The sequence below is a fragment of the Pseudomonas sp. H3_E04 genome (assembly GCF_054668915.1).
The window spans coordinates 1,857,739-1,876,627 of the sequence record NZ_CP162797.1 but is presented as its reverse complement, the minus strand read 5'-3'; the positions used below and the strand labels follow the sequence as shown (position 1 = coordinate 1,876,627).

The following is an 18,889-nucleotide window of genomic DNA, read 5'->3' as shown; positions in this document are numbered from 1 at the left end:
TCGGCATGGGAGTGCAGCGGGGGACGCTCTGCGTCCCTTCAGCCGAAGATCGCAGCCTTCGGCAGCTCCTAAAGGCTTATCTCTACATGAGCATAATTTGTGTTCATTAGAAAAAGATTGAGTTTGTTTCATTAAGCTAGGTTCCAGACAATAGCCGCCATCGAATAAGCATCTGGAGTTGTTTGTCATGGCACTGGCCCATTCCCTTGGATTTCCGCGCATCGGCCGCGACCGCGAACTGAAGAAAGCGCAAGAGGCGTTCTGGAAAGGAGAACTGAACGAGGCGGGCCTGCGTGACGTCGGACGTGAGCTGCGCAAGGCCCATTGGGACTTGCAGAAAAACGCCGGCATCGACTTGCTGCCGGTCGGCGATTTCGCTTGGTACGACCAGGTGTTGACTCATTCGCTGATGTTCGGCGTGATCCCCGAGCGCTTCCGCCCGCACGACGGCAAAGCCACGCTGCAGACGCTGTTCAGCATGGCCCGTGGTGTCAGCAACGGCTGTTGCGGCGGTGGTCACGCTCAAGAGATGACCAAATGGTTCGACACCAATTATCACTACCTCGTACCGGAATTCAGCGTCGATCAACAATTTCAGCTGGGTTGGGAGCAGCTGTTTGAAGAAACCGAAGAGGCCCGCGCGCTGGGGCACAACGTCAAACCGGTGATCCTCGGCCCGTTGACCTATCTGTGGCTGGGCAAAACCAAGGGCGCCGATTTCGACAAGCTCGAGTTGCTCGATCGCCTGCTGCCGCTGTACGGGCAGATCTTCGCGCGGCTGGCGGCATTGGGCGTGGAGTGGGTGCAGATCGATGAGCCGATTCTGGTGCTCGATCTGCCGCAGGACTGGAAGAATGCCTTCGAGCGCGCCTACAACCAGATCCAGCGCGATCCGCTGAAAAAACTGCTTGCTACGTACTTTGGTGGTCTGGAAGAAAACCTCGGTCTGGCGGCGAACCTGCCGGTCGATGGCCTGCACATCGATCTGGTGCGCGCGCCGGATCAGTACCCGACCATTCTGGATCGTCTGCCGGCCTATAAAGTGCTGTCGCTGGGTGTGGTCAACGGGCGTAACGTCTGGCGCTGCGATCTGCAAAACGCGCTGGCGACGCTGCGCCATGCCCATGAGCGTCTGGGTGATCGTTTGTGGGTGGCGCCGTCCTGCTCGTTGCTGCACAGCCCGGTTGATCTGAGCCGCGAAGACCAGCTCGATGCCGAACTGAAAAGTTGGCTGGCATTTGCCGTGCAGAAGTGTGAAGAGGTCGCCGTGCTCGCTCTAGCGATCAGCGAGCCGGAAGCGCCGCAGGTGCTGCGCGCCCTGGCGCAAAGCCGCTCGGTACAAACCAGCCGCGCCGCCTCGCCGCGCATCCACAAACCTGAGGTGCAAGCGCGGGTTGCGGCGATCACTGCCAGGGATGCGCAACGCCAATCGCCGTTTGCCCAGCGCATTGCCAAACAGCGCGACAAACTCGATCTGCCGCTGTTTCCGACCACCACCATTGGTTCGTTTCCGCAGACGGCGGCGATCCGACTGGCGCGTCAGGCCCACAAGCAAGGCAAGCTCAGCGCGGCCGATTACACCGATGCGATGCATACGGAAATTCGCCACGCTGTAGAAATTCAAGAACGCCTCGGCCTGGATGTGCTGGTGCACGGTGAAGCCGAGCGCAACGACATGGTCGAATACTTCGCCGAGCAACTCGACGGCTACGCATTTACCCGCTTTGGCTGGGTACAGAGCTACGGTTCGCGCTGCGTCAAACCGGCGGTAATCTTCGGCGACCTCAGCCGCCCGCAAGCCATGACGGTCGAGTGGATTCGCTACGCCCAAGGTCTGACCAACAAGGTCATTAAAGGCATGCTGACCGGCCCGGTGACCATGCTGATGTGGTCGTTCCCGCGCGAAGACGTCAGCCGTGAGATTCAGGCACGACAACTGGCGCTGGCCATTCGTGACGAGGTGAATGATCTGGAAGCGGCAGGAATCAAAATTGTGCAGATCGACGAAGCGGCGTTTCGTGAAGGCTTGCCGTTGCGCCGGGCGCAGTGGCAACCGTATCTGGACTGGGCAAGCGAAGCGTTCCGCCTGTGCGCCTGCGGCGTGCGCGATGAAACCCAGATCCATACGCACATGTGCTACAGCGAATTCAACGATGTGATCGAGTCGATCGCGGCGATGGACGCCGATGTCATCACCATCGAAACCTCACGGTCGGACATGGAACTGCTCGAGGCTTTCGAAGCGTTTGCCTACCCGAACGACATCGGCCCGGGCGTCTACGATATTCACTCACCACGCATTCCCGATGTTACGGAAATGGTCGGCTTGCTGCGCAAGGCCGCGCAACGTATTCCGGTGGAGCGTCTGTGGGTCAATCCGGATTGCGGATTGAAAACCCGAGGCTGGCCAGAGACCGAAGCGGCGTTGGTGCATATGGTCAGCGCAGCGCGGCAACTGCGCAAAGAATGGGCCTGATCCTTCACCGCCCTGGAAAACATAACCCCTGTGGGAGCGAGCCTGCTCGCGAAAGCGGCCTGTCAGCCACAGTTAAATTGCCTGACCTGCCGCCTTCGTGAGCAAGCCCACTCCCACAGGATTTCGCGTTACACCCGCCATCCCCGCTAACCCACAAATCCATTGTGGGAGCGGGCTTGCTCGCGAAAGCGGCAGGTCAGACACAAATGAGTCAGGTAAGAAAACGCAATATCGGCGCACCATCGAACGGGTCCGTCAGATAGTGCGCCCTGACCCCGAAGGTCGTCTGTAACCGCTCCGGCGTCAGCACGTGCAGCGGCTCGCCCAATGCCACCAGACGCCCGCGCTCCAGCACCGCCAGGCGATCGCACTTGAGCGCCTGGTTGAGATCGTGCAGGGCGATCAGCGTAGTCACCGGCAGTGCGCGGACCACTTGCAGAATGCTCAACTGGTGCTGAATGTCGAGGTGGTTGGCCGGTTCGTCGAGCAGCAGGATCTGCGGGCGCTGCGCCAGTGCGCGGGCGATGTGCACGCGTTGACGTTCGCCACCGGAAAGACTGCGCCAGAGGCGTTTACGCAGGTGCACGGCGTCAACGTCGACCAGCGCTTGCTCGACGATGGCGTCGTCGGCGGGGGACCACGGTTGCAGCGCCGATAACCACGGCGTACGCCCCAGCGCCACGGCGTCGAATACGCGGATGCCATCGTCGGTATCGGCCTGTTGCTCAACCACCGCAAGCGTCTGCGCGATGCTGCGCCGCGACATTGTGCCCAGCGCCTGACCGTCGAGCTGCACCTGGCCTTCGTTCGGCTCACGCAGGCCGGCGAGCAGTTTCAGCAAAGTGGATTTCCCCGAACCGTTCGGGCCGACAATGCCCAGCGTCTCGCCGCGCTGAACGTCGAGACTGACACCGTTAAGCAACTCGGCGCCACGCACCTTGAAGCCCACACTCGCACAACTCAATACCGCGTTCATCGTGCCGATCTCCGGCCCACCAGAATCAGGGCGAACACCGGCGCGCCGACCAGCGCGGTGATCACGCCGACCGGAATCACCTGACCCTTGATCAGGGTCCGCGACAGCACATCGGCGGCAATCAGAAACACCGCGCCGCCCAGTGCACTGGCGGGCAGCAGACGCGCATGCCCCGTGCCGAGCAACAACCGCGCGGCGTGGGGAATCACCAGGCCAACAAAGCCGATCGAGCCGACGATCGACACCATCACCGCCGTCACCAGCGCGGCGCAGCCGATCAACAGAATTTGCACACGTCGCACTGGAATGCCGAGGGATGCCGCCGAATCCACGCCGAAGGTAAACGCATCCAGCGCCCGCCGGTGCCACAGGCAAACGACCAGCCCGAGCAAGGCCACTGGGACCGCCAGCCACACCGACGGCCAGCGCACGCCGCCGAGATTGCCGAGCAGCCAGAACATGATCCCGCGCGCCTGTTCCGAACTGGCCGAGCGGGTGATCAGAAACGCGGTGAGGGCGTTGAAAAGCTGCGAGCCGGCGATCCCGGCAAGAATGATCTGTCCGGTACCGCTGGCCGTGCCGCTGACCCGCGCCAACAGGATCACCAGCGCGAACGCCGTCACCGCACCGGCAAAGGCACCCACCGACAATGAAATCGCCCCTGCGCCGACGCCAAGCAGCGCGACCATCACCGCGCCGGTCGAGGCGCCAGCGGAAATTCCCAGCAGATACGGATCGGCCAACGGATTGCGCAGCAGCGACTGCAAAATCACCCCGCATGTCGCCAGACCGGCGCCGCAGGCCGCCGCGACCAAAGCGCGAGTCAGGCGATAGTTCCAGACAATGCCTTCGTCGATCGGGTCGAGCACATAACCGGCACCCCACAGCTTGTTGGCCAGCACCTGCAACACCACGCTCGGCTCGATTGAAGTCTCACCAATGGCCACGCCGCCGATCAGCGCGACCGATAGCGTCAACAGAACCAGCAGCAAACGGATCAGGCGTCTGCTCATTGCGACAGGTCGTAGCCGTTGATGGCCGTGGCCAGTTGTGCGAGGCCGTCGAAGGTGCGCAGGCTGGCCTGCATGGCCATGGCGTCAAGAATGATGATGCGGTTGTGCTTGACCGCGTCCATGTTGCGCGTCACTGGATCACTGCGCAGAAAGGCGAGTTTCTTCTGATAATCGTCAGCCGGGAAACGCCGACGATCCATGCGCGCGATGACCAGAAACGTCGGGTTGGCCTTGGCGATGGTTTCCCAGCCGACGGTCGGCCATTCTTCATCCGACTCGACGACGTTGCGCACGCCGAGGGTGCTGAGCATGAAATCGGGAACGCCTTTGTGTCCGGCCACGAACGGCTCGATGTCCATCTCGGCGCTGGAGAACCACACCAGTGCACTGACGTCTTTGCGCTGCTGTTTTGTCGCCGTGGCGATCGACTGTGCGAGGCTGGCTTTGAGCTGCTCATTGAGCTGCTCGCCGCGCGCCTGCACGTCGAAAATCGCCGCCAGTTGGCTCACGGCTTTATAGATGCTGTCGATGCGGAACGGCGCCAGCCGCGTGCCGTCCGAGCCGACGAGGTTGTCCTTGGCTTCGCAATCAGAGGGCAGCAGATAGGTGGGAATCTTCAGTTCATGGAACTGCTCACGGGTGCCGACCGCGCCTTGCGGGCCGACCATCCATTCCAGCTCGACGGCGACCAGTTCCGGGCGTTTGCCGATCACCGCTTCGAAACTTGGCTCGTTGTCGGCGAGACGCTCGACCCTGTCGTTCTGCGTTTTGTATGTGCCCAGCACATCGTTGAACCACAGCGAAGTGCCGACGACTTTGTCGCCCAGGCCCAAGGCATAAAGCATTTCCGTACCGGCCTGGCCGATGGTCACCGTGCGCGCAGGAGCGTGCTGAAAGGTCAGGCTGCTGCCGCAGTTTTCGACGGTCAGCGGATACGTAGTCGGCGCCGCTTGCGCCAGGGCGCAAAGACTCAGAGCGGTGAGCAGGGTGGCAACGCGGGGCAGCAGCATGGGGCAGTCTCCAGGGGAACCGTACGTGAGCGGGCGGGTACGGTTGGAAACACACCTCGGGCGCGGTCGTGGAAACTGCGCAAGGCCGGCATTGAAAAACGCGCACGGCACGATGTCCTTCCCGGACACCCCGCCGGTTAGTCAGTCACTGTGCCGGCAGGTCTCCTGACTGATGCGTCATCGCCACGCTCCGGCCTTCCCGGGATTCACCCAGTGGCAGTCAAGGAGCAGGCTCGGCACCTACAGTTGCGGGGGCAGTTCCGATTGATGCTGTGCAAGCATTTCGGATTCCCTATTAATTCCGTGTGGAAACCGGCGGCGGCATGGTAGTCGATCGAGCCGCTGAAGGGGAGACCAATCTATCGCGACGAGCATTAGCAGCAGGCGTCTGCTGTCACGCCAACCTTGCTTCCGGCAGTTCAAGGGAGTGATGGGATCGTTCCCACGCTGAGCGCGGGAACGATCACGGTCAGGGCCGACTCAGCTGGCTTGCGGAGTTTCACCCCGGGCCAGACGCGCATTGATGTCGTCGATCACCTGAGGCAGTTCAGCGATGGTATCGATCAGGTAATGCGGGCGCGAAGGGGCGAACATCTTGCCGATCCGCGCGCGTTCTACCGCCAGTCGATCCGACGCCAACGCCTTGTATTGCTCATAGGTCAGGCCCAGCGCGTTGCCGGAACAGGTCAACGCCACCGTCCACATGCCGGCGGCGCGCCCTTCGAGAATTCCCGGCCAGGTGTCGTCGACCTTGACGCAGGCGGCCACGTCATTGATGCCCAGGGCAATCACGTTGGCCAACGCCTGCGCCGGATATGGACGGCCATTGGGCACTTCATCGGTGGCGACGACATGGTCGGCGACGTAGCCATTTTCCTCTGCCAGTCCGACGACCTTGGCCATCACCACCGCCGGATAGCCCGAGCACGAACCGATTTTCAAACCCTTGTCGCGCAACGCCGCCATCGCCTCGAGTGCACCCGGAATCAACGCCGAATGCAGGGCGATTTTTTCGATCTGCAACGGCATGAATCGTTCGTAGATCGCCGTCACATCGTCGTCACTCGGCAAGCGGTCAAACGCCGCGCGGTAACGTTCGGCAATCTGCGGCAGGTTGCACAGGGTGCGGATGTGATCCCACTTGCCCATGCCCATTGGCCCGCGCGCTTCCTCCAGCGACACGGCGACGCCGAACTCGGCAAAGGCTTCGACGAAAATCTGCGTCGGCGCAAACGAGCCGAAATCGACAACGGTGCCGGCCCAGTCGAGGATCGCGGCTTGCAGATGAGTCGGTTGTTGGTACTGCATGGTCAATCTCCGTTTTCAGGTAAGCGTGGGCCGTCCCTCGACAATGAGGTAGGCGGTTCAAGGGGCAGGGCTGATCAGGTCAGCGGTGGATTCGCATCAAACAGTTCGGCAATCACTGGCCGGTTCCTGCGGATGCCGAGGCAGCACAGGTGGTATTCGATGAAGAACGGGTGATCGACAAAGGTGATCGGCCTGGTGCCCGGGGTCTCGGCGTATTCCACGGCCGAGACAAAACCGATACCGATGCCTTTGACGATCGCGTGGACGATGGCTTCGCGGCTGTTGAGTTGCATGACGCAATTGAGCTCGATATCGAGCCGTTTGCAGCTTTCTTCCACCAGTTGCCGGGTACGCGCACTGGATTCGCGCATCACCCATTTTTCGCCGCTGATTTCACTGACGTGAACCTGCGCCTTACCGGCCCACGGATGGTCATCGCGGACCACGGCGATGATCGGATAACGGTGATACAGCCGCGTGTGGAAGCGCTCATCGAATTCCGACAAGGCCAGAATCGCCACGTCGATATCGAAGTTGAACAACCGCGCCAGGGTGTCCTTTTCCGAGGAAAACGAGGTTTCCAGTTCGATATCCGGGTGGCGCTGCATCAGCTCATAGGTCAGATTCATGGCAATCGGCGGTGACACCGCGCCGAGGCGCAGCATGCCGGTCTTGCGCTGCTTGAAGCTCTGCAACAGTTGCACGGCTTCATCCTCCTGACCGAACAGCCCCTGAGTGATCGCATAGAGCTTGTGCCCGGCGGCGCTCATTTCGATGTAGCGGCCACGGCGATGAAACAGTTCGACCGAGAAGGTGTTCTCCAGTGCGTTGACCTGTTCGCTGACGGTCGGCTGACCGACGCAGAGGTACTCGGCAGCAAGGGTGAAGCTGCCGGTCTTGGCTACCGCATGAAACGAACGCAACCACTTGTGATACTGGTACATGCAAGCCCCGTCAGCGTCGAATGAACAATGCCACTGCCGCGCTGCACAGGCAGGCACTGGTGACCACTATGAAGATGAGAGACGTGTTTGCTGTGGTGTCAAGCAAACGACCGATCAATGGCTCGGCCAATCCGGCGAACAGATAGGAGGAAAAGTTCATGATTCCGGTCGCCGTACCGGCGCGTTTGGCACCGACCAGATCCGGGCACAGCGCCCAGAAACTCGACGCCGGGCCGTATACGAAAAAGCCGCAAAGGAACAGGGCGATCAGGCCGATGACGCTGTGTGGGGGCAGGCTCCACATCCACAGGCTGGTCGCGGCGCCGAGCAACATATAAAGCATGATCGCCAGATACCGCTTGGAGCCGAACAACTTGTCTGACACCCAACCGTTGCTCAACGCGCCAACCGCCATGCCGACGGGGAGGGCGACGGTGATCCATTTCGGATCGATCATGCCGTCACCACTTTTCCAGTCAGCGCCTAGAAAGTGCACCGGCACCCAGACGATCAAGCCGTAGCGCGCCGCGTTCTGAAAGCCCAGTGACAGCGCGGCGATGAGCAGGCGAGGGTTCTTCAGTACGGCTTTGTAGCGTTGTGCCGAGGATTCGACTTCACCCTGTGCCGCTTCCTGATGTTTGTCGTCAGCGTTGGCCACACCGGTATCACCCACCGGTTCGAAGCCCAGATCCTGTGGGCGTTCGCGTGCAACCAGATAGAAAATAATCCCGCCGGCGAGCATCAGCAGCACCGGCAAACGGAAGATCCAGCGCCATTCCAGTTGCAGTACTTCGAGCACGACGATAGAGGTGACGTAAGACAGAACCGAAGCGCAGCCGGCGGCGAAAGTGTAGAAGCCATACACCTTGCCGCGCTCGCCCGCCGCCCACCAATTGGCAATCAGCCGACCGCCCGGCGCCCAGCCCAAGGCCTGAAAGTAGCCGTTGACGCCCCACGGCAGAATCAGGCTGGTGAAACCACTGGCGAAACTGGTCACCCAGTTTGCCGCGCAGGACAGCACAGCCCCCAGAGTCATGATGCGTCGACCACCGAATTTGTCGGCGAGGTTGCCGTTGATCGCCTGACCAATCGCGTAGGCCCAGAGCATCACCGCAGAGGCCCAGCCGAGAGTTTCCTTGCTCAGACCGAACTCGGCCTGAATCCCCGGAATGGCAAAACCGAACGTCTGCCGACCGGTGTAAAAAAACAGGTAACAGAACATCGCCGCCAGCAGCATGCGCCACTGGGCGACCCGGAACGAGGCAGAACGTTCGGCGAGACCAGGCATTGTTTCGGCACGATTCATGATCTTTTCCTTATTGTTGTCGGTTCCCGTCGGGTGTCGTCGGCGGGGTGCACTCTTTTATGGTGCGACAGGAAATCACCGCGGCTGCATGCCGCTGGCGGTGCTTGGGTGACTCGGGTGTTATCAGGCGTCAGGCGGCTTGCGAACCGATGAAGTTCTTGCCGCGCGCGCCCTGCATCGCGAGCTGGATGATGGCTTCGGCGTCCTTGGCCGAAACGCCGTAATCGGCAAACTCGGTCTTCACCCCGAGGCTGTGCAAGAACTCGCGCAACTGCTGCTGGGCTTTGCCCAGGTCCGCGCCGAATACCCTTTGCAATGTACGGTCGCGAGTGGCGTCGTGGCCCCAGGCCAATCCCAAAACCATTGGTAGGGTGAAGGAGCAGGCGATGCCGTGGGGTAAGCCGTGGCGCAAGGTCATCTCATAGGAAATCGAATGCGCCAGCGCGGTTTTGGTGTTGGAAAACGCCAGTCCGGCTTTGAGCGCAGCGAGCGCCATGCGGCTGCGCAACTCGTGACTGGAGAGATCTTTGTGCAGGCGCGGCAGGCATTCCAGAATGTCCTCGATCGCGGAAATCGCGAAGGTGTCCGAGACCGGGTTGGCGTTGACGTTCCAGATCGCCTCCAACGCATGAGACAACGCATCGAGCCCGGTAGAGACGGTGACGCTGGCCGGCACAGTGAGCATCAGTTGCGGATCGATGATCGCTACCCGTGGCCAGGTGCAGTCCAGGTGCAGCGAGTATTTCTTTTGGCTGGCGCTGTCCCAGATCGTCGCCCACGGCGTGACTTCGCTGCCGGTGCCGGCAGTAGTCGGTGCGGCAATCAGTTGTTTGCAACGGGCCGGGGTGAATGGTTTGCCTGTCGCCAGCAGGCTCAACAATTCATCGAAACGGCCGGATTCGGTACCGACGATCAACGCTTTGGCAGTATCGATGGCGCTGCCGCCTCCGACCGCGAGCACCACGTCGCAAGCCCCTGCATGCTGCCAGAAATGCTCGTAAGTGTTGCGCAGATGGGCGACGTCCGGGTTGGGCTGAACGTCTTCGAACACATAGACCAGACGCTCGCCGAGCAAGGCTTGCAGGCGATCGACCAGCCCCAGCCCACGCGCTTCTGGAAAGGTCACAAGGGCCACGGTCTGCTGTTCGGTGAGGGCGGCGAGGTCTTGCAGGCTGCCCCAGCCGAAACGGGTATCGACGGGGTTCTGGAAGCGGGCAGTCATGGTGAATCCTTCTTGTTGTTGTCGTGTGGCGCCATACTCAGCGCCCGTCGACAACGGCTCAAATCGATAATTCGCAGGTTTGAATCGGTTCAGCCGATAGCAGCTGTACGCTAGTGCGCCGAACCGCTCTGGATCGCCGCGCGCAGGCGGCTGGAGATGGCGTCGGCGACGATCACCATGAAGGTGATGACGATGATGCAGGTCGCGGTTTCCTGATATTTGAACAGCTTGAGACTGCTCACCAGCTCGAACCCCAGGCCGCCAGCGCCGACCATGCCGAGCACCGTGGCCGAGCGCAGATTGACTTCGAAGCGGTACAGAATCACTGCAATCCACGCGGTGATGACTTGCGGCAAAACGCCAAACACGATCACCTGCAATGGCCGCGCACCGGTCGCTTGCAGCGCTTCAATCGGACCTTGGTCGATCTCTTCAATGCTTTCGGCGAAGAACTTGCCAAGCATGCCTACACCATGCAGCGCCAGCGCCAGTACGCCGGGAAATGGGCCGAGCCCGACTGCCGAGACGAAGATCAGCGCGAGGATCAGTTCGTTGATGCTGCGGGTAAAATTCAGTGCCTGACGCGTGGCGTGAAACAGCCAGCGGTTGCGGCTCAGATTACGTGCGGCGAGAAACGACAGCGGAACTGCCAGTAACACGCCAAGCAAGGTGCCCCAGATGGCGATCTGCAGGGTTTCCACCGCTGGTGCGACCAGACGCGCAAGAATGCTCAGATCCGGTGGGAAGGTGCGCGAAAGGAAATCACCGATCTGCGGCAACCCCGCCGCCAGTTCACCGAGGCTGAGCTGCGCGCCTTGCGCGCTCCAGTTCAGCGTCCACAGCACGATCAGGACGACGGCGCCGGTGGTCAGCCAACTGCGCGGGCCTCGTGGACGATCGCCGACCCACTGATAGTTTTGCGATTGCATGCTCAGGCCCTCGAGGCGTTGCGGTAAGACAGGGTGGGCGTCGGGATTCCGGCGCAGGCTTGCGCCGATTGCCCCGGATAGATTCGCGCCAGATCGGCGTCGGTCATGCTCGACGCTTTGCCATCGAACACCAGACTGCCGTTGGCCAAGCCGACCACACGGTCGCCAAACTCACGGGCGTATTCGACCTGATGCAGATTGCACAGCACGGTGATACCCAACTCGCGGGTGGCATCGCGCAGATACTGCAACACCAGGCGCGCGCTTTTCGGGTCGAGGCTGGCAATCGGTTCATCGGCCAGAATCACTTGCGGCCGTTGCGCCAAGGCGCGGGCAATGCCGACGCGCTGCTTCTGTCCGCCGGACAGCGAATCCGTGCGCTCGCCAGCCTTGTGCGCCAGTTCAACACGCTCCAGGCATTGCATGGCCAGTGCCACATCGTCACGGCGGAACAGCTGCAGAATCGAGGCGAGCGTGCCGACGGAACCGAGGCGACCGGTCAGTACATTCTTCAGCACACTCAGGCGCGGCACGACGTTGTGGTGCTGGAAAATCATCGCCACTTCACGGCGCAAAACGCTGGTGTCAGGGCAGGCCAGGGCATCGATGCCGGCCACGTTCAGCGTGCCGCTGTCGGCCTGTGCCAGGCGATTGATACAGCGCAGCAAAGTCGATTTACCGGCGCCGGACTGACCGAGTACTACGACGAATTCCCCTGCACCCACCTCAAGGTCAATGCCGCGCAACACCGGGTTGCTACCGTAGTCTTTGGTCAATTGGCGGATGCTGATCATTTCATGCTCCGCAAATCGAGATCGAGCACCTTGGCGGTTTCGCGCACTACGTCGTAAGAGGCGTCGGTGGTCGGCTGGAAACCATTGAGCACGCCCTGATCACCCCACGGCACATCCTTGATTGAAGCCAGCGCGTCGGCGACCTTCTTCTTCAATTGTGGATCGAGCGCCTTGCGCCAGACCATCGGCGATTCGGGGATCGGCCTGGAACTCCAGACGATTTCGAAGTCATCCTGCTTCACCACACCTTTGGCCACGGCACTGGCGAAGATGCGGTCAGCCACGGCCGCAGCGTCGACTTTCCTGTTCTCCACCGCGAGGATGCTGGCGTCGTGGGAACCGGAGAAAATTACCCGTTTGAACAGGCTGTCCGGAGCAAAACCGGCCTGCTCAAGGCCAGCCTTGGGAAACAGATGCCCGGACGCTGAGCTCGGGTCGACGAATGCAAACGTATGCCCCTGCAGGTCGGCCAGCGAATGAATCCCGCTGTCCTTGCGCGCCAGAATCACGCTTTTGTAAGCGCTCTGGCCGGTCTTCTTGGTCACCGCCACTGAGAACGCCTCGACATCCGCCACCGAGGTCGCCAGCACGTAGGAGAACGGCCCGAGGTAAGCGACATCGAGCTTGCCCGAACGCAGCGCTTCAATGATGCCGTTGTAATCGGTGGCCACGAACGGCATCACGGGCATGCCGATCTTGCTTTGCAGATCGTCGAGCACTTGCTTGCTCGATTCGATCATTGCCTGGGAGTCTTCCGAGGGGATCAAACCAATGGTCAGTTTGTCTTTGGCCCAGACCTGGCTGGCGCCGAGGGCAATGACGGTGAGGCTGGCGACACGCAGAAACTGTTTGATTGTTTTCATGGCATTCCACGGTGTGGTTGGGAGTTGCCACAGGCTAGGTCTGTCACGTGACAGTCATTCAATCAATTCAATATGGGAAACAGCAGCTATGTATTGATGGAGTCTATGGATGTCCAGCGCCAAATTGCGGGCCTTTCTCGCCGTTGCCCGTCACGGCAGTTTCAGTGCCGGAGCACGGGCGACCGGGCTCAGCCAGCCAACACTGACCACGCAGGTGCAGAGCCTGGAACGTCAGCACAACGTCGAGCTTTTTCACCGGCGTGGGCGGCGGATTGAGTTGTCGGATGTTGGTCGGCAGTTGCTGCCAATCGCGCAACGACTTGCCTTGCTGGAGCTGGAAGCGCACAACCTGCTGCGCGATTCCGGGCGGCTCGACAGCGGCCAGCTCAAGGTCGGTGCAGTGGGGCCGTTTCATGTGATCGAGATGGTCGACAGCTATTTGCAACTGCATCCGAATATCGACGTGTCGATCCGCGTCGGCAACTCGGCTCAAGTGCTGTCGGATCTGGAAAACTATGTGACCGACATCGCCGTGCTGGCGGGGCGGCAAGATGATCCGGCGTTGTGCTCAGTGCGTTATGCGCGGCACGCGATCATTCTGTTTGCCCACCATGAGCATGCGCTGGCTAATCGTGGCAGCGTGCGGCTGGAGGAACTGCAAGGGCAGAGGCTGCTGCAACGCGAGCCAGGCTCGACCACCCGACTGGTACTGGAACAGGCGCTGAATGCGGCGCAGGTCAAACCGCGTATCGCCATGGAAATCGGCAGTCGTGAGGCCCTACGTGAAGCGGTGGTGCGTGGGCTGGGGTTGGGGGTGGTGTCAGAAGCGGAGTTTATTGCCGACCCGAAAATCCGAACGATCAGAATCGAGGGCGAAGAGCTGTTCACCGAGACGTATCTGTACTGTTTGGCCGAACGGCGTTCCAGTCGGCTCATCTCATCGTTTTTTGATGCGGCGCCGAAGGTTTTCAGGATTCGCTGAAATAGTAGCACTGGTATATAGCACTTCGGCTGCTCTGTATTTCACCAGCGCCGAACTGAAATTCCAACAAGTCCGAATTTTTTTGATTCTGGTGCATGTTTAGCGAAATAACTGAATTCGCATGCTTAGGTTGCTTGCTACAGTGTCTGTCTGTCGCCCATACCTGGTCAGTTTCTTAGAGAGCAAGGCCGGTTATTGCGATCACTCAACCAAATCCATGCGTCAGCTCGGCTGTAAGCGGTCATCCCCGAGCAGCGTTTTTCGACTCGTATCGGACACTGGATCAACTTAGGCAAGCTCTTGAGTGGGACTGACGACGGCACGCAGGCGTATCCTCTTTTGAAAAGATGACCGACGCGTCGGTGGGCGACCAACGAGCGCCGGAGAGCAGGCGCTCAGATTGCGGTATAACCGCCGTCAATGGCAGAGCCACCCTACGATGAAACTTGCTGCGTTGCTGCAAAGAAACAGAACCGCAGCCCCTACTTCTTCCGCGCCGCCCAGGCTTCCGACGGGCTGTTTCTTGATGATTGCATCCATGGCAGCGGGGTAGTTAGCCAGCATGTTAAGGACCATGGGGGGTATCGATTACACCAGGTCAGACGATGTTGAGGCGAATGCTGCGCGTGGCGTATACCAACGCGGCAGTCTGGGTCATGCCAATCACGCCGTGCTTGGCTGCATGGTAAGCGGCGAAGCCAGGATTACCGACAAGTTCTCGGTGGCAGCATTTCCTCTACTGCTACGAGGAAGCAACTGGCAGAGTAATGTAAACAGGCGTGCTTGTAGCGTTCAGCATGCTGGGCAATAGCAACTCTCGACGAAGCTGCAACACCATCAAGACATGGTCACTGTGGCAGAAAGAAAAGCTGGCAACCGACCGCTGCTTTGAGCGACTGCCCGATCCTGGCCAGAAGCGGACGCCGCCAAGCGACCGCTACCGGCCAAAAGCGGACATAAATGAGCCATGCATATAGCAAAGGTGGTCACCGCTGCGGGCTTGCCCATGTGGGTCTTTCGTTCAAGGCATGCTGGGCGTGTCGGCACCGGCCAGCTGAGGATTCATAGATACAAGGTGGTCAACCATGGGGGGAATGTACGTAATCAAGGGCCCGAGTTGATCGCGTCAATCGAGGTAAAGTTAGCGCAAGAAAAAATAAGAGGCCGAGCGCACGATCCGCACCGGATACATGCCTACACGACCTCTTCGCGTTTCTATGCCCTACCGCAAGGTATACCCACCATCTACCACAATATCTTGGCCGTAAATGCCACGAGCTCGCTCTGATAGAAGGAACAGAATCACATCTGCCACCGCTTCCGGCTCAAGGAACTTACCCTCTAGTAAGCGCTGGTTGACCGTTTCCGCGACTGAGGACAACGTCGCATTATCCAACCCTAGTGATCGCCAGATCGGCGTAGCTGTTGGCCCTGGCGATACGACGTTCACTCTAATTCCGGCCTCAGCCTGTTCGACGGCTAAGGTTCGAGCATGCGCTGTCAGTGCTGTTTTCGACGCAATGTAGCCAGCCAAGCCTGGGAAGGCCAAAGCGGAAAGAAAAGTCCCCACAAATACAACCGAAGCGGGTCTCGCCAATTGGGCTCGCAAAGCTGAAAGCGTGTTAAGCGCACCTGATCCGTTGATGGCCCAATTTCGCTCGAATCCCTTACTCGCCAAGCTGTCTTCAAGTACAGCGACTCCTGCATTCGGTACTAGAAAATCTACAGGCCCGATTCTGGAGACGCAGTGTGCAAGCTTCTCAAGATCCGAACTTACCGTAACATCGCCACTGACAATATGGAGGCGATCACCATGAACGTCTTTGAGTGCAGCCAGGCCGCCCCGGCCACGGGACATCGCCACTACCGTCGCTTCATAGCTTAGTAATCGTTGAACGACTGCCAGTCCGATGCCTGAACTTGCTCCGGTTACCACAGCGACACGATTGTCGAACTCACTTTTCATGTTTCAGCTCCTTGGGTATTAAACCATTTACCCATCACTGACACATTTCATGCCAACCTAAAACGTCATAAAAATCAGGGTGCAGAAGCTATACCGAGTCAATTTGACCATTATTCGTTTTAGTCGAAATGACGACAAATAGGTTTTTTTGACACGCACCAATGGCTGTGTTCTCAAGTGCGTTATAGGACTGAAAATCCGATCGCATCGAATTTCTTTGAAAGGAAAATACCACTCCACTCTTCGTAAACACGCCCGAGTTGCTCTGCGAACTGCGGATTGACCGCCCACCGCCCCACTCTCTTGCGATCTGTTTCGGCGTTTTCGACCGGCGAGAGGAATCAGTCTTCACAAAGGCGCTGCACCTGTTATCCACCCCAGAACTATCGCGCATCGCATTTCAGTTGCCGCTTACTGTGCCAGTTTATACACCGGCTTTGGGTCGCCTTCCGCCGGGTTCACGGACAACCGGCTTGGCAACATCGGCGAACGGCAAATCGCGAATCAGAACAGCATGGCTTAGTTGAAAGGTCTTTTCTTGGCCCTGTCTGACTAGACCACGCGTGGCTACAGTGGGCTCCAACAACCCTAAACCCGCTGCGAGTGACCGCCATGAACAACCGTATTGATTACTTCAAACAGTCGCCTCAGGCTTCCAATAAGCTGGTGGAGCTGACGATGCAACTGAGTAAGAAGCCGCTACTGGCTGACCTGGCCCACCTCATAATGCTGCGGGCGTCTCAATTGAATGGCTGCGCGTTCTGCGTGGATATGCACGTGAAGGAAGCCAAGATCCATGGCGAGCGCGAATTGCGCCTCCATCACATTGCGGTCTGGCGTGAATCGCAACTGTTCTCGCCAATAGAGCGCGCGGCGCTCGCCTGGACAGAAGCCCTGACCCAACTGCCATCCCACGGTGTACCTGAAAGCCTCTACGCGGATGTGCGTGAGCAGTTTTCCGAACAGGATCTGTCGGATTTGTCGTTCCTGATTGTCGCCATCAACGGTTGGAATCGCCTCAATGTGGCCTTTCAGGCAGTCCCTGGTTCGTCGGATGAGGTGTTCGGCCTGACCAAAGCCAACCTCAACTGAGCGCACGGTTTATCAACGCGCCAAGCTGCTCGCCCTGAGCAGCGCAGGCGCAGTTGGTGAAGCTCAGCAGCAGCCCAGATTGACGCCGCGACGAAACACTCCATCGCGACAAGGGTTGCACGGCGATGCCTTTGGCCAGCAGTTGCTCAGTCAGGGCAGTGTCGACTACTCCCTCCGGCAAACGGAGTACCAAGTGCATCCCCCCTGGCGAGCGCTCCACCAGCAGTCCATTGGGTAAACTCCGCTCCAACGCTTCAATAGTCAAAGCGCGTCGTTCGCTGTAGAGCCTTCGCATGCGCTGAATGTGCCGAGTGAAATGCCCCTCGACAATGAACTCTGCGACCAGCGCTTGAGTAATCGCTGGCGAGCCTGCGGAGAATAACGCCCGACTTACACGCTCAAACGCTGCCACTTGCCCCTGAGGCACCACTAGGTAGGCAAGGCGGATACCGGGGAAAAGCACCTTGCTGAAAGTCCCGGCGTACAGCACGCGCCCGTTGCGATCCAGGCTCGCCAACGCCGGGAAGGGGCGACTGACATAGCGATACTCGCCGTCGTAATCATCCTCGACAACCCAGGCATCGCTCCGGGCCACCCAATCGAGTAACAACTGTCTCCGAGGCAAAGACAGCGCCATACACAGTGGGCTTTGATGCCCCGGCGTCACCATGACGACCTGTGCAGCCTGATGCCTGGCAATGGCCTGCTCCACATCCATACCTTCGGCATCAACTGGCACTGCCTCAAGCTCAATACCGAATTGACGAAGCACTTGGCGCGTGGTTGGGTAGCCAGGATCTTCGACCCAGGCTCGCTCCCCTGCGCGCAGCAAAGTATGTGCGATCAGCGACAGGCTACTGCGCCAGCCGCTGGTGATAAACACCTGATGGGCGCCGCAATCGATACCTCGAGACACCTGCAGATATGAGGCGATGGCGCTGCGTAAGGCAGGCAGGCCGTGCGGCGGCGGATAGTCCAGATCGCCTGAACGCATGCCTCGCAGATAACGGGCACCCAAGCGCGCCCAGATCTTGCGTGGGAACTCATCCATTGCAGGCACTCCCATCTGAAACGGCAAAAGTTGCGGTGGACGCCATAGTGCGTCTGGGGAGTTTTCAATCACCTCGCTGCTGACGGATAAAGCGGGGGCAGACAGTAGCGGCTTCTGCAATTCGGGATTGACCACGGTGCCCTTCTGCCCCAGGGCTAAGAGATAGCCCTCGCTCGTGAGCAGCGAATAGGCCAGTTCGATGGTGCCACGAGCAACGCCGAGATCCTTGGCGAGAGCTCGCACCGAAGGCAATCGGTCACCTGGGGAAAGCGTGCCAGCGGCGATGGCGGCGAGTACTCGGTCATATAACTGACGGTACAGAGGCGAACCGGGTTGCCCATCCAAGGAGGCGAAAGGGTGCGAACAGGAAGTCATCATGGCCTAGTTCATATCTCACTTCTTGGTTCAATAAATTGAGGCAATGTTAGTTCAAGATTTGACCATCACAACCCACTAAGGCCTCTCCCATGACGTTCAATCTTCAAGACTACGTGCCCAGCGTGCTCGACTTGGCCGACACTGCCCTGCGTCCTCTAGACAGCCGCCATGACTTGAAAATCGCTTTCCCGGTAATGCAGCAATTGCGCCCCCACCTAACAAGCGAGGCCGATTTTATGAGTCGTATCGAACGAATGCGAGCCGGCGGCTATCGCCTGGTTGGAGCCTTCGAGTCATCGGCTCTCGTGGCGCTTGCAGGTTACCGCCTTCAGGAGAATCTGATTTATGGCCCATTCTTGTATGTCGATGACCTCATCACCGATGAAGCCCAGCGCGGCGGCCAGTGGGGCTCCCGGTTATTGCGAGCTCTGGAACGACTGGCTCGTGCCAGCGGTTGTGCTCGCCTTGTGCTTGACACGGGTTTGGCCAACGCGCGCGCCCAACGCTTCTACTTCCGCGAAGGCCTTTATACCGGCGCGCTGCGTTTTCAAAAACAGTTCGATACCCCATGACCGCATC

The 18,889-nt window shown here is 59.6% G+C and carries 18 protein-coding genes and 1 riboswitch; of the genes, 4 read left to right on the top strand and 14 right to left on the bottom strand.

Annotated elements, in window-relative coordinates:
- Positions 1-187: 187 nt before the first annotated feature.
- Entirely contained in the window at positions 188-2,476 is a 2,289-nt protein-coding gene (gene metE, locus AB4N53_RS08355) for a 5-methyltetrahydropteroyltriglutamate--homocysteine S-methyltransferase (RefSeq protein ID WP_460119723.1), read from the top strand.
- Positions 2,477-2,687: 211 nt separating this feature from the next.
- Here metE and AB4N53_RS08350 read toward each other — a convergent pair whose 3' ends face one another.
- From AB4N53_RS08350 to phnD, 10 genes are all read right to left on the bottom strand, one after another.
- Positions 2,688-3,452 (bottom strand): ABC transporter ATP-binding protein, encoded by a 765-nt coding sequence (locus AB4N53_RS08350; RefSeq protein ID WP_460119720.1) that lies wholly within the window; start codon positions 3,450-3,452, stop codon positions 2,688-2,690.
- Positions 3,449-4,465: a FecCD family ABC transporter permease gene (locus AB4N53_RS08345; protein WP_460119718.1), complete on the bottom strand. Its 1,017-nt coding sequence runs from the start codon at positions 4,463-4,465 to the stop codon at positions 3,449-3,451. Before AB4N53_RS08345 ends, AB4N53_RS08350 begins: the two co-directional genes overlap by 4 nt.
- Positions 4,462-5,475 carry an ABC transporter substrate-binding protein gene (locus tag AB4N53_RS08340; protein WP_460119716.1) on the bottom strand — a complete coding sequence of 338 codons (1,014 nt, stop codon included), beginning with the start codon at positions 5,473-5,475 and terminating at the stop codon, positions 4,462-4,464. Before AB4N53_RS08340 ends, AB4N53_RS08345 begins: the two co-directional genes overlap by 4 nt.
- A gap of 138 nt (positions 5,476-5,613) precedes the next feature.
- Positions 5,614-5,807, bottom strand: a riboswitch (cobalamin riboswitch).
- A gap of 148 nt (positions 5,808-5,955) precedes the next feature.
- Complete coding sequence (phnX, locus tag AB4N53_RS08335; RefSeq protein ID WP_460119714.1) at positions 5,956-6,783, bottom strand: phosphonoacetaldehyde hydrolase; 828 nt, start codon at positions 6,781-6,783, stop codon at positions 5,956-5,958.
- A gap of 74 nt (positions 6,784-6,857) precedes the next feature.
- The gene (locus tag AB4N53_RS08330) at positions 6,858-7,727 is read right to left on the bottom strand and encodes a LysR substrate-binding domain-containing protein (protein ID WP_460119712.1); all 870 of its coding nucleotides are present in this window, start codon (positions 7,725-7,727) and stop codon (positions 6,858-6,860) included.
- A 10-nt stretch (positions 7,728-7,737) separates the two neighbouring features.
- Positions 7,738-9,033 (bottom strand): MFS transporter, encoded by a 1,296-nt coding sequence (locus AB4N53_RS08325; RefSeq protein WP_460119710.1) that lies wholly within the window; start codon positions 9,031-9,033, stop codon positions 7,738-7,740.
- A 130-nt stretch (positions 9,034-9,163) separates the two neighbouring features.
- The gene (gene psrA / locus AB4N53_RS08320) at positions 9,164-10,255 is read right to left on the bottom strand and encodes an iron-containing alcohol dehydrogenase PsrA (RefSeq protein ID WP_460119708.1); all 1,092 of its coding nucleotides are present in this window, start codon (positions 10,253-10,255) and stop codon (positions 9,164-9,166) included.
- 110 nt (positions 10,256-10,365) lie between these two features.
- The gene (gene phnE / locus AB4N53_RS08315; protein WP_460119706.1) at positions 10,366-11,184 is read right to left on the bottom strand and encodes a phosphonate ABC transporter, permease protein PhnE; all 819 of its coding nucleotides are present in this window, start codon (positions 11,182-11,184) and stop codon (positions 10,366-10,368) included.
- Between the two features lie 2 nt (positions 11,185-11,186).
- On the bottom strand, positions 11,187-11,978 hold the full coding sequence (gene phnC, locus AB4N53_RS08310; protein WP_460119704.1) for a phosphonate ABC transporter ATP-binding protein: 792 nt from the start codon (positions 11,976-11,978) through the stop codon (positions 11,187-11,189).
- The gene (gene phnD, locus AB4N53_RS08305) at positions 11,975-12,841 is read right to left on the bottom strand and encodes a phosphonate ABC transporter substrate-binding protein (RefSeq protein WP_460119702.1); all 867 of its coding nucleotides are present in this window, start codon (positions 12,839-12,841) and stop codon (positions 11,975-11,977) included. The genes phnC and phnD overlap by 4 nt, the downstream gene beginning before the upstream one ends.
- A 109-nt stretch (positions 12,842-12,950) precedes the next feature.
- Here phnD and AB4N53_RS08300 point away from each other — a divergent pair, with 109 nt between their 5' ends.
- Entirely contained in the window at positions 12,951-13,823 is an 873-nt protein-coding gene (locus tag AB4N53_RS08300) for a LysR substrate-binding domain-containing protein (RefSeq protein WP_460119700.1), read from the top strand.
- 417 nt (positions 13,824-14,240) lie between these two features.
- Here AB4N53_RS08300 and AB4N53_RS08295 read toward each other — a convergent pair whose 3' ends face one another.
- The 3 genes from AB4N53_RS08295 to AB4N53_RS08285 form a co-directional block, all read right to left on the bottom strand.
- Positions 14,241-14,387: an SDR family oxidoreductase gene (locus tag AB4N53_RS08295; RefSeq protein WP_460119698.1), complete on the bottom strand. Its 147-nt coding sequence runs from the start codon at positions 14,385-14,387 to the stop codon at positions 14,241-14,243.
- Between the two features lie 34 nt (positions 14,388-14,421).
- Positions 14,422-14,490, bottom strand: coding sequence for a hypothetical protein (locus AB4N53_RS08290; protein WP_460145133.1), 69 nt, complete (start codon positions 14,488-14,490; stop codon positions 14,422-14,424).
- Positions 14,491-15,045: 555 nt separating this feature from the next.
- A complete protein-coding gene (locus AB4N53_RS08285) occupies positions 15,046-15,789 on the bottom strand; it encodes an SDR family NAD(P)-dependent oxidoreductase (RefSeq protein WP_460119696.1) in 744 nt (247 codons plus the stop codon).
- A 612-nt stretch (positions 15,790-16,401) separates the two neighbouring features.
- Here AB4N53_RS08285 and AB4N53_RS08280 point away from each other — a divergent pair.
- Complete coding sequence (locus AB4N53_RS08280; protein WP_064361697.1) at positions 16,402-16,881, top strand: carboxymuconolactone decarboxylase family protein; 480 nt, start codon at positions 16,402-16,404, stop codon at positions 16,879-16,881.
- Here the strand turns inward: AB4N53_RS08280 and pdxR are convergent.
- A complete protein-coding gene (gene pdxR / locus AB4N53_RS08275) occupies positions 16,874-18,310 on the bottom strand; it encodes a MocR-like pyridoxine biosynthesis transcription factor PdxR (protein WP_122704474.1) in 1,437 nt (478 codons plus the stop codon). The two genes, AB4N53_RS08280 and pdxR, sit on opposite strands and share 8 nt — an antisense overlap.
- Before the next feature lie 89 nt (positions 18,311-18,399).
- On the opposite strand from pdxR, the gene AB4N53_RS08270 reads away from it, so the two are divergent.
- The gene (locus AB4N53_RS08270; RefSeq protein WP_042609823.1) at positions 18,400-18,882 is read left to right on the top strand and encodes a GNAT family N-acetyltransferase; all 483 of its coding nucleotides are present in this window, start codon (positions 18,400-18,402) and stop codon (positions 18,880-18,882) included.
- The last annotated feature ends 7 nt before the right edge of the window (positions 18,883-18,889 follow it).